The organism is Mesorhizobium sp. M2D.F.Ca.ET.226.01.1.1 (assembly GCF_004022705.2).
GTDB lineage: Bacteria > Pseudomonadota > Alphaproteobacteria > Rhizobiales > Rhizobiaceae > Mesorhizobium.
The window spans coordinates 38,194-57,301 of sequence record NZ_RZOY02000014.1; the positions used below are offsets into that span (position 1 = coordinate 38,194).

A 19,108-nucleotide genomic window follows, 5' to 3' on the forward strand; every position below is an offset into this window, starting at 1 on the left:
CGCGATGATATCGTCCAGAATTTTATATTGGCGAACTGAACACCACGTCGCGCATACTCGCAGCTAGCGGGACAAACGCCCGCCCGCAGAGATATGCTCCGGCGCCTGCAATAAGCGAAATGCCACATCTTACCTTCGATCTCGATGTGACTGGCGTGAGCATGGGTCCTGCTGGTGAATGAGGAAGCCTCGCTTGGTCCTTTGGTTGCAGACCCAGACCGCTGAAGCACCGGAAAAACCTGCTCTCGCTGCCGGGGAAGCCCGCATGAGTGGATCGAGCGATCTGGCATGATGAGAAGTCCTGAGGACCGGCTTTTACGTTTGGCATGAGAGAGGTGCCGCGCACTGACCAAGGTAATTCGGCAACAGTGAAGCATGTATGCGCTGTTAAATGCCATATACAAAGTTTATATGGAAAATAGTACCTATAAATGTGCAAACGTTCAATTTGTCCAAGTAAAATTCGAGACATAGTTGCATAAAAGCAACGTCTAATTTATATAGCTCTGAAAGATAAACTTTGCCCTTGCGCAAATGGGAGCCATGGGTAGCTTCGCGCTGCGAAGAATGCACTGCGATGTGCGTCCGTTTCGGTCGTCGGGGCAAAGATGGTCGTCAATCGACGTTCTTCCCCTTTTTGTTGAGAGGCACCAGGTTGAGGCCGCGAGACGGCTGCTAGTTCGCATGCGTGCGAAAACGCAATACATCGCAGTTCTCCAAACTTCATGTCTTCAACGCTCTTTCGGCGGCCTGTTGAGGGAATCCTATTGGGAAAGCCACCTATGTCCGGACCGAGTGATCTTGCGGATGAAAAACGCCAGAGCGAGCTTTCAAGCTTTGTCTTGAAGGAGGTGCAGCGCATTCTTGCCCAATGCGATGAGGCAAAGCAGGGCGACAAGGCTGCTGGCGCGCTTTCGGGTTCTCCTTCCGACAACTCGACCGCCGTGGTCGCCGAATTTCTTGGCAGACTCGAGGCCGAAGCAGCGCGACGGCTGGATGCTCAGGCGTGTGAGATCGCTTCGCGACCGCGGCCCGCCGATCATCCCCTTGGGCATCCGCTTCTGAAAGATCATCCCAGAGAAGGCGCCCGCATTGCTGAGTGGGCCGGTCCAGTTGCGGGGTCGACGCATCTCGAGAGACGTTTTGGAATACCGCGGTCAACGCTACATTGGTGGCAGCGGCACAATGATGTGGTTGCCTTTCGCAGAGGCTCCCGCAAGCATGTATTTCCCCTGGCTCAGTTCATCGACGGCAGGCCTATGCCCGGAATCCGGGAGGTCCTTTCCTCGATCTCCGATCCCAGACTGGCTTGGCTGTGGCTGATCAGCCCGTCGCCTCTGCTCAAGGGTCGTGTTCCTGTCGAATTGCTCAGGGAAGGCATGAACACAGAAGCTGTTGCGTCGGCCGCCCAGGCTATTTCTCTGATTGGATCTATCTGACGATTCGTCGGCGTCGTTGGCTGTTCGCGCACGCTCGATGTGGCCGCAAGCAGTGAATGTGCCAATTGTGCGGTTTGTACAAATGTATAGTTGTTCAATTTGTGCAAGTAATAACGGCTATTTAGTGATAAAAATACAACTAATACTGGTACATATTGCAGTGGAACGGAATTTGAACTTGCGCTATTCCGCCCGGTGAATAGCGTTCGAACCGGGAAGGATGCATCGCGATGCGCATCTTTTTCGATCGTGGGGATAGGGAACGGTTCGTCTATCGACGTCCTCGCCCTTTTCAAATCATTCAAGGAGATCAAGTATGAACATCAAGAGCCTACTTCTCGGCTCCGCTGCGGCCCTGATCGCAGTTTCCGGTGCGCGCGCCGCCGACGCCGTCGTCGTCGCCGAGCCGGAACCGGCTGAATACGTCAAGATCTGCGACGTCTACGGCGCTGGCTACTTCTACATCCCCGGCACCGAAACCTGCCTGCGCATTGGCGGCTATGTCCGTTACGACATCAGCGCTGGCGATGTCGGCAGCTTCGATGGCGCACGTTCGACAGACGTTCTCAACGGCAAGGACCAGGGCACCTGGCACAAGAACGCCCGCTTCGCGCTGAAGACCTGGACCGGCCAGGAAACTGAGCTCGGCACGTTGAAGACCTACACCCAGACGAAATTCAACTTCGGCAACAGCGCCTACTACGCTGGCGAAGACGGCAATCAGGCCCACAACAAGGGCGTTACGATGGATTTTGCCTGGATCCAGCTTGGTGGGCTCCGGGTCGGTTTGGATGATTCGGCCTTTGACTCGTTCATCGGCTATGCCGGCAACGTTCTCAACGACACCATCGTTCCTTATGGTGATTTCTCCACGAACCTCATCCAGTACAACTTTGATGCCGGCAACGGCTTCTCGGCCGTGATCTCGCTCGAAGAAGGTTCGGTCGACGTCAATAATGTCTTCTACGTGGGCACGATCGACAGCTATGTTCCGCATGTCGTCGGCGGTGTGAAGTACACGCAGGGCTGGGGTGCCATCGCCGGCGTCGTCGCCTATGACAGCAACTACGAAGAATGGGCCGGCAAGGTTCGAGCTGACTTCAACGTGACCAGCGAGCTGTCGCTGTTCGCCATGTTCGGCTACGGCACCGACAAGAATTCGCTCGATTTCGCAAGCGGTCGCGACTTCTACAAGCAGTGGGGCGGTCACTGGGCCTGGTGGGCCGGCGGTACCTACAAGTTCAATCCCAAGACGTCGTTCAACCTGCAGGTTTCGGGTGACCAGGACAAGAACTATGGCGTGGCGGCTAACGTCGCTTACGACGTCGTCCCCGGTCTCACGGTCACCGCGGAAGTTGACTACGATCACTACGGTCACTTCAACGACGGCACGCCGTTCGGCAACTGGACCGCTGCCGACAAGAAGAACAGCATCGGCGGCCTCCTCCGCTTCCAGCGCTCGTTCTGAGGATTGAAGGGCCGTTCGCCGCGTTCGAAGCGGTAACTGCGAGCCTTCAATTTGTGGCTGAACCATTGTGGTGAGGCTTGAAGAAATTGTCGGGGAAGTGCTTGATCACGGACCTCCAATCCGAGCATTTCGTCGATGAGAAGGGGCGCCCTGTTCCCGGGCGCCCTTTTTTTGCGGGTCGTCATCAGACTCGCGTGAGCGAGACAGATCGGCAGCATCCGGCCGCAAGCCGGTAGCGCATCGCATTGATCACCTCACCCTCGAGCGGACGGCTCAACGCTCAGATCAGTTCCCATGCCTGGTCCGTCAGATTTGGACGAGTGGCACTGGTTTTCTCGGCGATCTTTGCCATCTGGCCGAGCTTGCGACCTCATAAACCACCGCGCCGAAGGGACATTTGCAACTAGCCGGCATAGGGGCGCCCGCGCGCCTTGTGGCGCGCGCCGGGTGCTCGTGAACCGAGCCCGCTTGTCTTCGGCAAGCTCAGGCGGTCTCGGCCCTGCGGCTTCGCCCCCTGGCGAGAGGCAGCCTTTCGGCTGCTGACGGTCGCCGGCCTCTCGGCCGGCGTGGTTTTTTGTGCTGGCCTTCCCCGGTGGCGCGGGGTGGGCGGCACTCCCTTCTAGGCCCGCCGCGGCATCCCGCAACCCTTCGCTTGCCGCTCCGGGTCCTCCTCTTCGTTCCGGTCCTTCGGATGCGGTTCGCCTTTGACGTCGGGCCTTTCCGGTCGCTTTCGCCGCCCACCCCGCTTCCGGGGAGGGCGCGGAATTGAAGAGCGGAGGACCAGACGATGCGTGCAAACAGCAAGCGTTCCGGCAGCCGAAAGGCTGGCGCGGGCAGCGGCGGGCGCACGGGTGCCAGCCTTTATCAGGAAATCACCGACCGCATCATCGCCGAACTGGAGCGCGGCACCGTGCCATGGGTCAAGCCATGGGGCAGCGCAAAGGCCGGCCTCGGCCTGCCGAAGAACGCGGCCAGCGGGCGCGCCTATTCCGGCATCAATATCCTGATCCTTTGGGGCGCGGTCATCGAGCGCGGTTTCTGTAGCCAGAACTGGCTCACCTTCCGCCAGGCGCTTGCGCTTGGCGGCAATGTCAGGAAGGGCGAACACGGCACCACCATCGTCCATGCCGACCGCTTTGTTCCCAAGGACGAGAAGGAACGCGCCAAGGCCGATGGTGACGAGCCGCAGGCGGTGCCTTATCTGAAGCGCTTCACCGTCTTCAATGTCGCGCAGTGCGACAACCTGCCCGACCACCTCTATGCCGCCGCCCAACCGCTGCCAGAACGCGAGATGATCCCGCAGGCCGAGGCGCTGATTCATGCAACCGGCGCTGACTTTCGCATCGGCTGCGATCGCGCTTTCTACATGCCGGGCAGCGACTTCATTCAGGTGCCGCCGCAGCCCGCTTTCTTCCACCAGATCGACTATTACCGCAGCTGCTTCCACGAGCTTGGCCACTGGACCGGACACCCGACGCGGCTTGCGCGCGATCTTTCCGGTTCGTTCGGCTGCAAGGCCTATGCGCGCGAGGAACTGGTCGCCGAAATCGCCGCCGCCTTTGTCTGTACCACGCTCGGCATCGAGCCGACCGTGCGCCATGCCGACTACATCGGCTCATGGCTGACGGTGCTGCGCGAGGACAACCGCGCCATCTTCCGCGCCGCCAGCTACGCCTCGAAAGCCGCCGATTTCCTGCTCGGCGCTAACGCCGATGCCCAAGGCAGCGATCAGCAGGAGATCGCGGCATGAGTGCGCGCAATCCCCAAACGCTGCCGACCGAGACGACGCCGGAAGGCGACGAGACCCTCATTCCGGTGAGCGGCCCGTCAACACGCGCGACCGATTTTGCCTTCTCACGAACGCGCCGATGCGCCCGCGCGCGGAGCAGAAATCACCCGATCTCGGCCTCTTGGACGAGTGCATACGCAACCAAACCGACCTGTTCTGACAAGGAACTTTGCCATGATCCTGATCACCGACGACCTTTGCGCCCAACTGCTCGCCAATGGCGCGGCCGACAAGGAAAACGACCATGTTCCGGTGCTGAAACTGTTCGATCCGACCGGGCCGGCGACCTGGCTTCTGACCGAACTCGATATGGACGGCGACACACTGTTCGGGCTTTGCGACCTCGGATTCGGCTTTCCGGAACTCGGCAACGTCAGCCTTGCCGAACTTGAAAGCGTCAAGGGCCGGCTTGGGCTCGGCATCGAGCGCGACCTCTATTTTCAGGGGCGGTTTCCGCTCTCTGTCTATGCCGAAGCCGCGCGCCACGCCGGCCACATCACCGAGGAGGAGCGTCTGCTGCAACAGGCAGCAGACGGGCTTGCAAAACCCCATTCCGAGCTTCCGCCGGATACGGCGGAACAGACGCGCCGCTAGGTGCGAAAACCGTCCCGCCCGCGCCGGCCTCGTGGCCTTTGCGGCGGGGAAACCTCAACCAAACCGAAGGAGACAAATCATGCAGCTTGCCCATATCCCAATTGATCGGTTGAACATTTCCGCACTCAACATGCGCCACGGCAAACGCGCGCCGGATATCTCCGATATCCTGCCGTCCGTTCGCGCGCGCGGCGTCCTCGTGCCGCTTCTGGTGCGGCCCAACGGTTCGCCCGAAACCTTCGAGATCGTCGCCGGACGGCGACGCTATTTCGCCGCCAAATCGCTCGCCGACGAGCGCGGCGAAAGCGATGCCTTGCCCTGCGCCATCATGGAGGATGGCGACGACGCCGATGCGCTCGAAGCCTCGCTCATCGAAAACATCGCCCGCCTCGATCCCGACGAAGTCTCGCAATGGGAAACCTTCTCCCGTCTGATCCGCGAAGGCCGCGCCATTGCCGACATCGCAGCCACCTTCGGCCTCACCGAGCTTCAGGTGAAACGCGTTCTGGCGCTCGGCGAGCTTCTGCCCAAAATTCGCGAAGCCTACCGCCGCGAGGAAATTGACGCCGAGACGGCGCGCTATCTCACCATGGCGTCCAAAGCGCAGCAGAAGGACTGGCTGGCGCTTTATGCCGATCCCGAACAATACGCGCCGCGCGGCTTCCAGTTGAAGCAATGGCTGTTCGGCGGCCAGTCGATCTCCACCAAGGTGGCGCTGTTCGCCATAGAGGACTATCCCGGCCTCATCGTCTCCGACCTGTTCGGCGAGGACAGCTATTTTGCCGATGCCGACCTGTTCTGGCTAAAGCAGAACGAGGCGATTGCCGCCCGACGCGACGCCTATCTTGAGGCCGGATGGGCGCAAGTGAACGTGCTCGAACCCGGCCAGTATTTCCACTCATGGGACCACGAAAAGACGCCGAAGAAAAAGGGCGGCAAGGTCGTCATTACCGTCTCGCATCGCGGCGAGGTCGAGTGTCACGAGGGCTGGCTGTCGCGCAAGGAAGCGCGCCGCGCCCGCGCCAATGAAGGGGGCGGCGAGCAGGAAGAACAGGTCGCAAAGCCGTCACGACCTGAACTCACCGGACCGATGCAGAACTATGTCGACCTGCACCGTCATGCCGCCGTGCGCACCGCGTTGCTCGACCATCCCGCCATTGCCCTGCGCCTCATGGTGGCGCATGCGATTGCCGGTTCAAGCCTGTGGCAGGTGCGCTGCGAGCCGCAGCGCGCCGCCAACGAGACGGTCGGCGCCAGCGTGGCGGCCTGCAAGGCCGAAGCCGCCTTTGCCGAAAAGCGGCGCGAGGTTTTGGCGCTGCTCGGGCAACCGGACGAGGACGGCGCGGTCGCAGGCGGCAATGGCGACGCCTTCGCCCTCGCCAGCGTCTTAGCAAAGCTGGTGGCGCTCTCCGACGACGATGTCTTGCGCGTTCTCGCCATCGTCATGGCCGAGACGCTCGAAGCCGGCAGCGCCGTCATCGAGGCGCTCGGCAATCATCTGAATGTCGACATGTCCGCTTGCTGGCAGGCCGACGACGCGTTTTTCGAGTTGTTGCGCGACAGGGAAATCGCCAATCTGATGCTCGCCGATATCGGCGGCAAGCCTGTCGCCGACGGCAATGTTTCGGAGAAGGTGAAGACGCAAAAGAAGATCATCCGCGACTTTCTCGCGGGCGAGAACGGCAGGGAAAAAGTCGACGCCTGGCTGCCGCGCTGGATGAAATTCCCTGCCCAAAGCTACACCAATCGCGGCGGCTTCCGCACCGCCGACCAGTGGGCCAAGGTACGGCACCTGTTCGTGTCGGAATAATCGACCAAGCCCCAGGCGGCGGCACTTCGAGAGCCGCCGCTTGGGGCACCTTCTCGGGCGGTACCGGCCGCACTTTTGGGACTTTTCGGTGCGCACCGTACGCGCAATCTCGACGTCAGTTCGATGCATCTCGCCAGCCCTGCGCCACGTGGGAATGCTCGCAGAGGCGCATCTCGGATAAGCACGTCCCCGCTGGCTGCGGTGTCTGAAGCCGTGCCAAGCTCGGTACCCGCCGCGCCGCCTGCTTGCCGTGTCAGCCGATCGCGCAACTGTCTCCCAAGCGTGTTTTAGGACCATTTCCCTGCGGCTGGCTTGTCGACCTATGGGCGATCCGGCCCGCCCGAAACCCTCGGCCGGCGGCTTTTTTCCCCGCCGCCTGCGGCGGCTCCTCGCGCCGCTTCGCTTCAAAAAAGCCGCCCGCTCGGGTCCTTCGCTGCCGCTGCGGCCCTATCGGGTTCAGGCGGGCCGGATGCGCCCATCACGGTCCGCCATCGCAGGGGAATGGTCCCCGGCGACAGCAAAACAGGAGACCAACATGACCGCGATCGGATACGTCACCAAGCAGGACAATGGCGGCTACAAGGGCCAGCTCAAGACGCTCAGCGTCCGCGCCGACATCGACATCGTGCCCAACCAGGCCAAGAGCGCCGACACCCATCCCGACTTCCGGGTGCTGACCCAAGGCGTCGAAGTCGGCGCCGGCTGGATCCGCATCGGCGAGGCTTCCGGCAAGGACTATGTGAGCCTCTCCATCGCCGCCCCGGAGTTCGGCCCGCGCAAGCTCTACGCCAATCTCGGCCGCGCCGCCGGCCAGGACGATGACGACACCTACGCCATTATCTGGAATCCCGTCGACTGAACGGCGGACACTGGAGCCTCGCGCCGCAGCCGGCGCGGGGCTCACCTCAAAAAAAGCGGCGAAAACTCGCCCCCGACTCTTCGCCCGTCCCCGACGCGATCCCGCTCGCCCATCCTCGCCGTCGCTTCTCCTTGAAGACACGAGGATCATCATGGACGACGAAAACGAACGCGCCGCCCGCGCCAAGAAGGGCAGCCCGTTTCTGAACACAGCGCAAGCCGCCTTCTATATCGGGCTCTCCCAACGCACGCTCGAAAAGATGCGGCTCAAGGGCGGCGGCCCGAAATTCCGCAAGCACGGCCGCTATGTCCGCTATCACATCGACGAGCTCGACGAATGGTCGAAAGGCCATCCCCAGGACGCTACTTCCGAGCACGGTTCCGCGCCGTCCGACGAGGGAGGCCAGTCGTGAACCGGAGCCCTTCCATCCGTCTGATCGGCAGCGCCTTGCGGCGCGTTCGCGCCCGCAAGACGATCGCCATTGCCGCGATTGGCCTCGGCCTTCTGGGCTTCACCACGCTCGCAAAACCCACGCCCTTGCTGGTCTGGAACGCCTCCGCCAGTGCGCCGGTCGGGCTTTATCGAGTCGCTGCCGGAGCCCCCGCGCGCGACGATCTCGTGCTCGTCCGCACGCCCGATTTCGTGGCCTATCTCGCCGACCAACGCGGCTATCTGCCCCGCAGTATACCGCTGGTTAAACGCCTTGCCGCGCTGCCCGGCGAGCATGTCTGCGCCTTCCACGACGCGATCATCATCGGCGGCGACATCGTCGCGCGCCGGCTCAAGGTCGACGCCAAGGGCCGAACTTTGCCCTGGTGGAATGGCTGCCGGGCGCTCGGCCATAACGAGGTGTTCCTGCTCGGCAGTGAGACAAATCACTCCTTCGATAGTCGCTATTTCGGGCCGGTGTCGGCCGAAAATGTCATCGGGAGGCTCGTGCCGCTATGGACCGAGTGACCCTCCTGCTGTTCGGCGTGCTCGCTATCGCGCCATGCGCCTGTTCCGCCTCGACCGGCGCCGAGCCGGTCGCCATCTCCCAAACTCCGCAGCTGCGAAACTGGCAGGAGTTCGTGGCGGAAGCGAGCCGGCGTTTTCGTCTTCCCAAGGCCTGGATCTACGCCGTCATGGATGCCGAAAGCGGCGGCAACACGATGCGCGATGGCCACCCCATCACCTCGAGCGCCGGCGCGGTCGGCCTCATGCAGGTGATGCCCGGCACCTATGCGGAGATGCGGGTCGAACACGGCCTTGGGCCTGATCCGCACGATCCGCGCGACAATATTCTCGCCGGAACAGCCTATCTGCGCGCCATGTATGACCGCTTCGGATTTCCAGGCCTGTTTGCCGCCTACAACGCAGGCCCCGCGCGCTACGACGACCATTTGCAGCATGGAAAACTCCTGCCAAGGGAGACCGTCGACTATCTCAAACAGCTCAAGGCGGCCGGAGTTTCAGGCGACGACATCGACAAGTCCAACGGCAAATCTGTCGCTCCAAAGGCGCAAAACGCTCCCTCCGGACGGTCGCTGTTCTTCCTCCAGGATGGTATTCGCGCCCGCGCGCGAAACGCGGATCTCTTCGTCCCGCTCGGCAAGGAAGGCGGGCTGCCGAAAGAGCCGGATCACTAGCGGTGGCGGGCGGGGCGCGTCCAGAGGGGGCGGGGCGCGTAAGGCAAGATAAAGGCACCGCCTCCACGAGCCGGCCAAGTCGTTGTCTGCACATCGTTTTTACTGGAGGCTCCCTCCTGCGTCAGGAGAGCAGGGACCCGCAAGTGGCTGATTCGACTCTGTTGCGGCCGGAGGCTGGGCATGAAGGATGACGAGTTCCGACCGAAGCTCGGCAAGATAGGCGCCCGCGGCTCCAAGGCCGGCAAACGCTATGCCGGCCAGCTCCGTGCGGCGATCAACAGGGCCGGCGGCCGGCCGCAGCACGGCGGACGCTTCACCGGAAGCCGGGCAGGGCGCGGCGGGGCCGCCGCGGCGCTGCTTAAATCGCGCGATCGTTATGCCGCCTTCCGGCAGCGGCGGGTCGTCGTCAAGGCGCGGATCGTCAAGCTCGCCGGCAAGGGCGCGGACGGGGCGCGTGCGCACCTGCGCTATCTGCAGCGCGACGGCGTCACCCGCGAGGGCGAACCTGGCGAGCTCTATGGCGCCGACAGCGACCGCGTCGACGGCAAGGCGTTCCTCGATCGCGCAAACGGCGACCGGCATCAGTTCCGCTTTATCGTGGCACCCGAGGACGGCATCGAGTACGAGGACCTCAAGCCGCTCACCCGGCGCCTTATGGCGCAGATGCAAGAAGACCTCGGCACGAAGCTCGACTGGGTGGCCGTCGACCATTTCAACACCGGCCATCCGCACAGCCATATCATCGTTCGCGGCAAGGACGACCGCGGCGACAATCTCGTCATCGCGCGTGAGTATATTTCGAGCGGCATCCGCGAGCGCGCCGCCGAGCTGGTCAGCCTCGATCTTGGTCCACGCACCGATCGCGAGATCGAGCAGCGCCTGCGCCAGGAAATCGAGCAGGAACGCTTTACCAGCATCGACCGTCGGCTGCTCAGCATTCGGGATGATGACGGCCTGGTCTCGCCGGCGAGCGGCGACGCCTTTCGGCAGACGCTGCACCAAGGCCGCCTGCGCAAGCTCGAGCGCATGGGGCTGGCCGAGGAAGTCGGCGCTGGCGCCTGGCGTCTCGGTGATGAGCTCGAAACGACGCTGCGCCGTATTGGCGAGCGCGGCGACATCATCAAGACCATGCACCGCGAGCTGAGCGGCAAGGGGCTCGCCCGCAGTGCCGCCGATTGGGCAATCCACGATCGATCCGGCGAGCCGATCCAACTTCTCGTCGGTCGCGTCGTCGCGCGCGGGCTGGCCGACGAAATCAATGACCGGCATTACCTGATCGTCGAGGGCGTCGACGGCAAGAGCCATTGGATCGACATCGGCAGAGGCGAGGCGATAGAACCGATGCCTGATGGCTGCATCGTGCGTGTCGCGCCGAGGAACACCGAGCCGAGGCGGGTTGACCGCACCGTCGCCGAAGTCGCCGGCGCGCATGGCGGTCGCTACAACGTCGATATCCATCTGAGGCATGATACATCCGCCACCGAGAGCTTTGCGCAAACGCATGTACGGCGGCTGGAGGCGATCCGCCGCGCGACCGGCGGCGTCGAGCGAGAGCCGAACGGCACCTGGCTCGTCTCGCCAGACCATCTCGATCGTGTCACGGAATACGAGCGCCAGCGGGCCAGGGCCGAGCCTGTCGTTGTCGACAAGCTCTCATCAATGCCGCTGGAGCGCCAAGTTACCTTCGACGGCGCCACCTGGCTCGACCGGGAGCTGGGTGCGGAGAGACCGGAGGCGTTGCGCGACTCTGGGTTCGGGCGTGAGGTTCGCGAGGCGCAAGCCCGCCGGCGGCAGTGGCTGATCGCGCAAGGCCTCGCGCATGAAGAGCAGGATCGGATCGTCTATCGCGCCAACATGCTTTCGATGTTACGGCAGCGCGAACTGAACCGTGTTGCCGGGCAGCTGTCGGAGGAGCTTGGACTGTCTTATGTCGAAGCCCGGTCTGGAGACGAGTGGAGGGTAGGCTCCGTCGCTCCGTCGAGCTTGCCAGCGGAAAATAATGCCGTCCTTGAAAAGTCGCGAGAGTTCACGCTGGTGCCATGGCGGCCGGTGCTCGAGCGGCACATCGGCAAGGAGGTTTCCGGGATCGTGAGCGGGGAGGGGATTTCATGGACCATCGGCCGGCAGAGGAGCGGGCCTACTGTATCGTGACATGGCTGCACGGAATCGTCGCCGGCGCGCCCGAAGTGACGGGCGCGGCGGACTGGAATAAGCTGGACAAGGGATGAGCGATAAAGAGCGGGACGGCATAGTGGAGAAAGCGGCGAAGTCGGATCGGGTATCGTTGAACATTCTCGTCCGAGGAGCCGAAAAGACATTCGACAACGCGGAACGCCTTTTTGTCGAGGCGGAGCTCTTGGCGAAAGCAGGCGCTGTGGCACGGGCGCTGTGTCTGCATCAGATATCGCTCGAGGAATGCTCGAAGGTCGACAGCCTCGGTGCCTGGGCAGTCAGCCTGGTTGTCGGTTTTGACGTCGATCAGAAGAAGGTCCTGTCCGCCTTCGCGCGTCATGCGTCGAAGAACAAGTCCAATGCGTATATGCTCAAGGCATCCGAGGCGGAGAGTGAGGCCAGATTGCGTGGTGACTGGGACGGCGCGATGGCGGCATTCAAGGACAGCCAGGAGGCGTTTCACGAGAGATCAAATCAAGCCAAGAACGCCTCACTTTACGTCGACTGGATCGACGGTGAGTTTGCCGCCCCGAGTGAACGCATCAGCAAGGAGATGCTGGCCGAGATCACTGAAAGGAACGCAGAGTTTCTCGGTAACAGCCACAATTCGCTGAAGATGCTGAGACGTTTGGAAGAATCGCCAGACAAGATGCGAGGCCTGCTTTCGGGGTTCGTTGAGCAGGTCGAAAAGCTCCGCGAGGAAAAGCAGGACAACCCAATGGAAGCGATGGAGGCATTGCTGTCGAGCTTCCTTGAAGCCGGCATGCGCGAACTGAAGGGCTAGGGCGTCGCTTAGTGAAAATCCCGGCTCCTCACCTATTTGCAACGTGGGGTCAACGAGGTCACGTGGTCTGAAGCCCCTGGGTAAGCTCCGCGGATCGACTCCCGGTCCCCTGTGACGAGCTTCGTCGCCTCGCCCATGCGGAAGGGGAAACGGCGTCTCGCGGTTGCCCACACTGGCAAGGTCCCCCGAAAGGTCGATGAGTTGGTGTGCAACGAGATGGACCACTTCGCCCTCACGCTGAATCTTGCCGCGAACGCTGAGCATAGAGGAGGAGAGCAGCACGCGGCGATACTTCTCGAAAACCTTGACCCAGACGACGACATTGGCAGAGCCGGTCTCGTCTTCCATCGTCAGGAACATCACGCCCTTGGCCGAGCCGGGCCGCTGACGGACAAGAACAAGGCCGGCCGCCTCCAGCCAGCGTCCGTCGCGCGCCTGCATCGCTTCCCTGCAGGTGACGATGGCGCGCCGGGCAAGGTCACTGCGCAGGAACGAGAGCGGATGGTTGCGCAGGGTGAGACCGACATGCCGTAATCCTCGACCACTTCCCGACCGGCCGTCATCGGCCGAAGCGACAAAGCGGGCTCATGGATTTCCGAGACTGTCTTCTGTTCGCGCGCCGAGGCGGCGGCAAAGAGGGGCAGGGGTTCGTCGCGCAACCCCTTGAGTGCCCATAGAGCTTCGCGGCGCGCGAGACCGAGGCTGGAACGGAAGGCATCCGCCTCGGCCAGTTGGACCAGAGCTGCCGACGGCATGCCAGCGCGATGCCAGAGATCGTCGATGGATGCGAAGGGCTCGTCAGTCCGGGCTGCTACGATCGCCGCCGCGTCCGCATTGGCTAGCCCTTTGACGAGGCGCAGGCCGAGGCGGACGGCGAAGCGTCCGTCCTCGCCAATCGGCTCCAGCGTGCAATCCCACCGGCTCGCATTGATGCAGACCGGCCGGATCTCAACCCCGTGGGCCTGGGCATCGCGCACGATCTGGGCCGGCAGGTAAAAGCCCATTGGCTGGGAATTGAGCAGCGCACAGCAGAAGACCTCGGGATGGTGGCATTTCATCCAGCTCGAGGCATAGGCGATGAGCGCGAAGCTGGCAGCATGGCTTTCGGGAAAGCCGTAGCTGCCAAAGCCTTCGAGCTGCTTGAAGGTGGTCGCGGCGAATTCCGGCGTATAGCCGTTGGCGATCATGCCGCCGATCAGCTTGTCGCGAAATCTGCTTACGCCGCCAGTGTGCTTGAAGGTCGCCATGGCGCGGCGCAGCTGGTCGGCCTCGCCGGCACTGAAGCCGGCGCAGACCATGGCGACCTGCATGGCCTGCTCCTGGAACAGAGGGACGCCCAAGGTCTTGCCGAGCACGCGCTCGAGCTCGGGGGTCGGGAACTCGACCGGCTCCTTGCCCTCCCGGCGGCGCAGATAGGGGTGGACCATGTCGCCCTGAATCGGACCGGGGCGGACGATGGCGACCTCGACCACCAGGTCATAGAAGGTGCGCGGCTTGATGCGGGGCAGCATCGACATCTGGGCGCGGCTCTCGATCTGGAAGACCCCGATCGTGTCCGCCTTGCGGATCATGGCGTAGGTCGCCGGATCTTCGGCCGGGATGGTGGCCAAGTCGAGGGTCATGCCCTTGTGCTCGGCCAGCAGATCGAAGCTGCGTTTCATACAGGTGAGCATGCCAAGCGCCAGGACGTCGACCTTCATGAATTTGAGAATGTCGATGTCGTCCTTGTCCCACTCGATGACCTGGCGATCGGCCATGCGGGCGGGCTCGATCGGCACCAAGTCGTCGAGCCGGTCATTGGTCAGAACGAAGCCGCCGGGATGCTGTGACAGATGCGGGGGCGTGCCCTCGAGCTGTTGCGCCAGTTCGAGCGTCAGCCGCAGCCTCCGATCGGCCACGTTGAAATTGAGCTCTCGAGCGCGCGTCTCGTCGATGCCTTCGCCGTGGCCCCAGACCTGGGGCGAGAGCAACTTGGTGACGTCCTCGGGCAGGCCGAGAGCCTTGCCAATGTCGCGGACCGCACCTTTGGTGTGATAGCGCACCACGGTCGAGCAGAGGGCACTGTGGTCGCGGCCATAGGTCTCATAGACCCACTGCATGACGATTTCGCGCCGCTCATGCTCGAAAACGACATCGATATCCGGGGGCTCGTTGCGCTCCTGCGAGACAAAGCGCTCGAAAAGGAGATTGTTGCGCTCGGGATCGATGCTGGTGATGCCAAGCACGTAGCACACGGCGGAGTTCGCTGCCGACCCTCTGCCCTGGCACAGGATGTCCCTGCTGCGCGCGAACTGCACGATGGCGTTCACGGTCAGGAAGTATGGGGCGTATTGCAGGATCTCGATCAGGCGCAGTTCATGCTTGATGACAGCCACCACCTTGTCGGGGACGCCCTCGGGATAGCGGCGCTCCGCGCCTTCCCAGGTGAGCTTTTCGAGCGCCTGCTGCGCCGTCAGCCCGGGCAGCATCTTTTCCTCGGGATACTGGTAGGCGAGTTCGTCGAGCGAGAAGCGGCACTGCCGGGCAATCTCGACCGTACGCGCAAGCGCCTCCGGATAGCGCGAAAACAGGCGTTCCATCTCCTCGGGCGGCTTGAGATAGCGGTCGGCGTGGCGCTCGCGCCGAAACCCCAACTCGTCGATGGTGATGTTGTGGCGAATGGCGGTCACTACGTCCTGGAGGATGCGCCGGCCGGGCTCGTGAAACAGAGCGTCGTTCGTCACCACCGTCGGCACCCTCATTTGGACGGCAAGGTTTGCGAGTTCGTGCAGCCGGACCTGGTCATTGGGTCGGCGACGCAAGGTGAGGGCCAGATAGGCGCGATCGCTGAAGGTCTCCCGCAGGCGACGCAGTTGCATCGCGCAGTTGTCGTCAGCCCGATCGGGAACGAGAACGGCGATCAGGCCCTCGGCATAGTCGGCCAGGTCGCTCCATTCGAGATGGCATTGGGCCTTGCCGCCGCGTTTCTTGCCGAGGGTCAGCAGCCGGCACAGACGCGAATAGGCGGCCCGATCGGTGGGATAGACGAGCAGGGACATGCCGTCGACGAGATCGAGGCGACAGCCGACGACGAGCCTGACGCCGGTGTCCTTGGCGGCCTGATGTGCCCGCACAATGCCGGCTAGAGAATTTCGGTCGACTACAGCCAAGGCCTCAATGCCGAGCGCCGCCGCCTGCGCGAACAGCTCAACGCAAGAGCTGGCGCCGCGCAGGAACGAGAAATGGCTGGTCACCTGCAATTCGGCATAGCGCGGGGTGGTCATGCGAAGACCCCGTGCAGGAACCATTTGTGCGAGCCGGTCTCGCGATCCTCGCCGTCACCGGCGCGGTAGATCCAGAAGCGCTCGCCGGACTCGTCCTCCACCTGGAAATAGTCGCGCACGGCGATTAGTTCGGCGTCGCGCTGCCACCATTCACCGAAAACGCGTTCGGGACCGTCTGCCCGCGCGACGCGATGCCGGATGCCGCGCCAACTGAACCAGACCGGCGGATGGTCGGGTAGCAGCGCCATGGTCTCAATGGGTTCGGGGTGGGTCAGCAGACGCGCCGGGCGAGGCCAGTCACTGGGCGAACTCGTCCCGTCGTCCGGCGCATTCGGTGCGATGCGGCGGACTGAGCGTTCGGGCACGTCACTCTCGACCGGGGCAAAGCGGTAGAGCCGCTGCTCGCCGATACGGTTGGCAAGCACGTCGATGAGATCGGTAATGTCGGGCTCCGGCTCCTCGACCAGTGAGGAGATGATCTGCTTGGCTCCGAAGGGCTCGGCGAGCGTTGCGGCCAGGGTCATCACCTCGATGCCGAAACCGGGATCGACGCTCTCGATCCGGTCGGTAAGGAGACGGGTCAGCCGTTTGACATCGCGCACTGGCACGGCGGTGCCGACGCGAATGGCCTCGATGCGGTTGTCGACACGATGAAACAGGAGGTCTAGCCGGCGTGGCCGAGCCCCTTGGCCTCGAGCGCTTCGCAAAGCGCCGCGACGAGCTTGCCGATATAGCGGGCTATGGTCTCGGCGGCGCCGATAGGCTCGCCGAAGGCCCGGCGAACCTCGATGAGTTCGGGAGAGCGGGCGGGCTCGAAGGGTTCGCTTCGCCGCCCCATGGCCTGGTCCAGGCGACGGCCGAGTTCGGGCCCGAAGCGCAGGGTGAGAGAGGCGCGCGCCTCGATACCGGAGGACGCCATGCGCGAGACGAGTCCCTCGAGCATGGCGTCCTCACCGCCATGCAGATGGTCGGTGCCCGTGGTGTCGATGATCAGGCCATCGGGCGGATCGGCGGCGACGATTGGCGCATAGCGCAGCGACCAGAGCGCCATTCTATCGAGTGCCGCGTTATCGCCGGCGGCATCCAGGTCGAAGCTCTGCACGTTGGGCACCAGCACCTGGGCCTTGCTCGCCGGCATGCCGACGCGCAGGCCGGCCGCGCGCGCCCCCGCATCGGTGGCCAGCACGAGCCGCCGGTTTCCCTGCCGGCCGAGCATGATGACCGGGGTTTCAACCGAGGGCGCGGATTGGCCCATGGCGCGCCGCAGGCGATCGGTCGGCCAGGTCGGAAAATAGAGCGAGACGACCCTTGTCATCGCAGGCTTCCACTTCAAAATCGGCGCTTTCTCCAGCCCGCACCCGGATCAGCTCGAGCTGCCAGCGAGCGCGGCCGATACCGGGGACCGGCAGGGGGCGGGAGGGGAGCGCGGTGACCCGCCAGCGGGTGACCGCAGCGGTTGGTTGTCCAAAATCGGTCGCCTCGGTCTGTCGGCGCCAACGGCGGATGGCGATGCCGATGGCGCCGGAGGTTTCGGCGGCAAGTTGCAGTCGGCGGGAGGCGGTCATTGAGAGCCGAGCCAGTTCGGCAACGACGGCCCCGAGCCCGCCATGGCGAAGCCCTTCCTCGAAACAGGCGAGCACGGAAGCTTCGTCGCCGGCCTCGACATAGACGACGCGGCCTGGGAGCAGACCGGCCTGGGCGAGGGCGGGCGCAAAGAGATCCTGCCGCGTAACGCACCACAGCACCTTGCCCTTGGTTCGAGCGGTAATGCCGGCGGCAAAAAGCGCCGCCGCGGCGCCATCGATCGCTCCGTTTCGGCCGCCGGCGATCTCGTGCAGCGCGCCGAGCGCCAGCCCGCCTCCCGGCAGGACCTTGTCGATGGCGGGAACGCCGAAGGGAAGCGACGCACGGTTACGCGTCGGCCCGCCCTCGAGGCGCGCGATTCGCTCGCGAAGCGCGGCGATAGCAGGGCTGGCGGCCGGCTGACCCATGGACGAACCACTCTCAAACTGTCTTCCCAACGAATTTCGGGGCTGATATGTTCCTTATTTGTTCTCTTGGGGCTGATGAGTCGATCGGGGTCGTTGCGTCGCTTCGAAAGTTGGATCGCAGACTGCACTCCATCGCGTTGCGGTCTATTTTCATATGCGGCAGGCGATGCGGGAAAGGGCGTTATGGGCGAGCGAATTGACAACGGCCAAGAAGCTGATGCGCCGAAGGCGAAAGGCATGGCCATTCTTCGCAAGATCATCCATGTCGATATGGATGCCTTCTTCGCCTCGGTCGAGCAGCGCGACAAACCGGACCTGCGTGGCAAGCCTGTGGCGGTTGGTGGCTCGGCGGCGCGGGGGGGCGTGGCCGCCGCCAGCTATGAGGCCAGAAAGTTCGGGGTGCGATCGGCCATGCCCTCGATCACCGCGAAGCGCAAATGTCCCGAACTGATCTTCGTGCCGCCGCGGTTTGACGCCTACCGGGCCGTCTCACAGCAGATACACGCGATCTTCGCCGAGCACACGCCACTGATCGAGCCGCTTTCGCTCGACGAAGCCTATCTGGACGTCACCGACAATCTTCAGGGCATCCCGGTCGCCACGACGATCGCGGAGATGATCCGCACGAAGATCAAGTCCGAGACCGGTCTGACAGCGTCAGCCGGCGTCAGCTACAACAAGTTCCTGGCCAAGCTCGCCTCTGGCCAGAACAAGCCAGATGGGCTGTTCGTCATCACTCCGAAAATGGGGCCGGCTTTTGTCGAGGCATTGCCCGTGCGGAAGTTTCATGGCGTTGGCCCGGCGACCGCCGACAAGATGGCCCGGCTCGGCATCGAGACAGGCGCTGACCTGCGTGCGCAGAGCCTGGTGTTCCTGGAGGAGAAGTTCGGGAAGGCAGGCCCGTACTATTACTGGATAGCCCGCGGCATCGACGAGCGTCCGGTGCGGGCCGATCGCGAGCGCAAGTCGGTGGGGGCCGAGGACACCTTCGTGAACGATTTGTTTGACCTCGAAAGTGCTCGCAGGGAACTGGCGCCATTGGTCCGAAAGGTCTGGCGCTATTGTGCGGAGCGATCGATCCATGGCCGGACCGTGACGCTCAAGGTGAAGTTCGCCGACTTTCAGCAGATCACACGCAGCCGAACGATCGGTGGCGTCATCGAGACGGAGACGGACCTGGCGACCGTCAGCGGCACACTCCTCGAACAGGTGTTTCCCGTCACCAAGGGGATACGCCTGCTTGGGGTGACGCTTTCGAACTTGAGCGGAACGCGAGCAGAGGCAGACGGCCAGATGTCGCTGACCATCTAG

Annotated in this window: 13 protein-coding genes and 2 pseudogenes; 12 read left to right on the top strand and 3 right to left on the bottom strand. The window is 63.2% G+C overall.

Going from position 1 to position 19,108, the window contains the following annotated elements:
• Positions 1–782: 782 nt before the first annotated feature.
• The 11 genes from EN869_RS27500 (at position 783) to EN869_RS27550 (ending at position 12,543) form a co-directional block, all read left to right on the top strand.
• The gene (locus EN869_RS27500; RefSeq protein ID WP_127229476.1) at positions 783–1,439 is read left to right on the top strand and encodes a hypothetical protein; all 657 of its coding nucleotides are present in this window, start codon (positions 783–785) and stop codon (positions 1,437–1,439) included.
• Positions 1,440–1,755: 316 nt separating this feature from the next.
• Complete coding sequence (locus EN869_RS27505) at positions 1,756–2,907, top strand: porin (protein ID WP_126101829.1); 1,152 nt, start codon at positions 1,756–1,758, stop codon at positions 2,905–2,907.
• 787 nt (positions 2,908–3,694) lie between these two features.
• Entirely contained in the window at positions 3,695–4,657 is a 963-nt protein-coding gene (locus EN869_RS27510) for a zincin-like metallopeptidase domain-containing protein (RefSeq protein WP_126101828.1), read from the top strand.
• 213 nt (positions 4,658–4,870) lie between these two features.
• Entirely contained in the window at positions 4,871–5,290 is a 420-nt protein-coding gene (locus EN869_RS27515) for a DUF2958 domain-containing protein (protein ID WP_126101827.1), read from the top strand.
• Between the two features lie 79 nt (positions 5,291–5,369).
• Positions 5,370–7,100, top strand: a complete 1,731-nt coding sequence (locus EN869_RS27520; RefSeq protein WP_127229475.1) for a ParB/RepB/Spo0J family partition protein — start codon at positions 5,370–5,372, stop codon at positions 7,098–7,100.
• Positions 7,101–7,635: 535 nt separating this feature from the next.
• Complete coding sequence (locus tag EN869_RS27525; protein ID WP_126101826.1) at positions 7,636–7,959, top strand: DUF736 domain-containing protein; 324 nt, start codon at positions 7,636–7,638, stop codon at positions 7,957–7,959.
• Between the two features lie 151 nt (positions 7,960–8,110).
• A complete protein-coding gene (locus EN869_RS27530; RefSeq protein ID WP_126101825.1) occupies positions 8,111–8,371 on the top strand; it encodes a helix-turn-helix domain-containing protein in 261 nt (86 codons plus the stop codon).
• Complete coding sequence (locus EN869_RS27535; protein ID WP_126101824.1) at positions 8,368–8,916, top strand: S26 family signal peptidase; 549 nt, start codon at positions 8,368–8,370, stop codon at positions 8,914–8,916. The genes EN869_RS27530 and EN869_RS27535 overlap by 4 nt, the downstream gene beginning before the upstream one ends.
• Complete coding sequence (locus tag EN869_RS27540) at positions 8,904–9,587, top strand: lytic transglycosylase domain-containing protein (RefSeq protein WP_126101823.1); 684 nt, start codon at positions 8,904–8,906, stop codon at positions 9,585–9,587. Before EN869_RS27535 ends, EN869_RS27540 begins: the two co-directional genes overlap by 13 nt.
• 180 nt (positions 9,588–9,767) lie before the next feature.
• Positions 9,768–11,738, top strand: coding sequence for a relaxase/mobilization nuclease RlxS (gene rlxS / locus EN869_RS27545; protein ID WP_126101822.1), 1,971 nt, complete (start codon positions 9,768–9,770; stop codon positions 11,736–11,738).
• 73 nt (positions 11,739–11,811) lie between these two features.
• Positions 11,812–12,543 carry an AbiV family abortive infection protein gene (locus EN869_RS27550; protein WP_126101821.1) on the top strand — a complete coding sequence of 244 codons (732 nt, stop codon included), beginning with the start codon at positions 11,812–11,814 and terminating at the stop codon, positions 12,541–12,543.
• A 120-nt stretch (positions 12,544–12,663) separates the two neighbouring features.
• Here EN869_RS27550 and EN869_RS27555 read toward each other — a convergent pair.
• From EN869_RS27555 to EN869_RS27565, 3 genes and pseudogenes are all read right to left on the bottom strand, one after another.
• A pseudogene (locus EN869_RS27555) lies at positions 12,664–15,806 on the bottom strand (error-prone DNA polymerase); the annotation flags it as partial.
• Positions 15,803–17,121: pseudogene (locus EN869_RS27560) on the bottom strand (DUF6504 family protein). The pseudogenes EN869_RS27555 and EN869_RS27560, both read right to left, overlap by 4 nt.
• Positions 17,036–17,797 carry an ImuA family protein gene (locus tag EN869_RS27565; protein ID WP_126101820.1) on the bottom strand — a complete coding sequence of 254 codons (762 nt, stop codon included), beginning with the start codon at positions 17,795–17,797 and terminating at the stop codon, positions 17,036–17,038. Before EN869_RS27565 ends, EN869_RS27560 begins: the two are co-directional and overlap by 86 nt.
• A gap of 237 nt (positions 17,798–18,034) precedes the next feature.
• Between EN869_RS27565 and dinB the strand changes: the two genes are divergently transcribed.
• Positions 18,035–19,108 (top strand): DNA polymerase IV, encoded by a 1,074-nt coding sequence (gene dinB, locus EN869_RS27570; protein ID WP_245460077.1) that lies wholly within the window; start codon positions 18,035–18,037, stop codon positions 19,106–19,108.

Bases quoted from the DNA above. Each gene is read 5' to 3' on its own strand.
- EN869_RS27525 (WP_126101826.1), top strand. From the start codon at position 7,636: ATGACCGCGATCGGATACGTCACCAAGCAGGACAATGGCGGCTACAAG.
- EN869_RS27565 (WP_126101820.1), bottom strand. From the start codon at position 17,797: ATGGGTCAGCCGGCCGCCAGCCCTGCTATCGCCGCGCTTCGCGAGCGA.
- EN869_RS27510 (WP_126101828.1), top strand. From the start codon at position 3,695: ATGCGTGCAAACAGCAAGCGTTCCGGCAGCCGAAAGGCTGGCGCGGGC.
- EN869_RS27505 (WP_126101829.1), top strand. From the start codon at position 1,756: ATGAACATCAAGAGCCTACTTCTCGGCTCCGCTGCGGCCCTGATCGCA.
- EN869_RS27530 (WP_126101825.1), top strand. From the start codon at position 8,111: ATGGACGACGAAAACGAACGCGCCGCCCGCGCCAAGAAGGGCAGCCCG.
- EN869_RS27515 (WP_126101827.1), top strand. From the start codon at position 4,871: ATGATCCTGATCACCGACGACCTTTGCGCCCAACTGCTCGCCAATGGC.
- EN869_RS27520 (WP_127229475.1), top strand. From the start codon at position 5,370: ATGCAGCTTGCCCATATCCCAATTGATCGGTTGAACATTTCCGCACTC.
- EN869_RS27540 (WP_126101823.1), top strand. From the start codon at position 8,904: ATGGACCGAGTGACCCTCCTGCTGTTCGGCGTGCTCGCTATCGCGCCA.
- EN869_RS27550 (WP_126101821.1), top strand. From the start codon at position 11,812: ATGAGCGATAAAGAGCGGGACGGCATAGTGGAGAAAGCGGCGAAGTCG.
- rlxS (WP_126101822.1), top strand. From the start codon at position 9,768: ATGAAGGATGACGAGTTCCGACCGAAGCTCGGCAAGATAGGCGCCCGC.
- EN869_RS27500 (WP_127229476.1), top strand. From the start codon at position 783: ATGTCCGGACCGAGTGATCTTGCGGATGAAAAACGCCAGAGCGAGCTT.
- dinB (WP_245460077.1), top strand. From the start codon at position 18,035: ATGGCCATTCTTCGCAAGATCATCCATGTCGATATGGATGCCTTCTTC.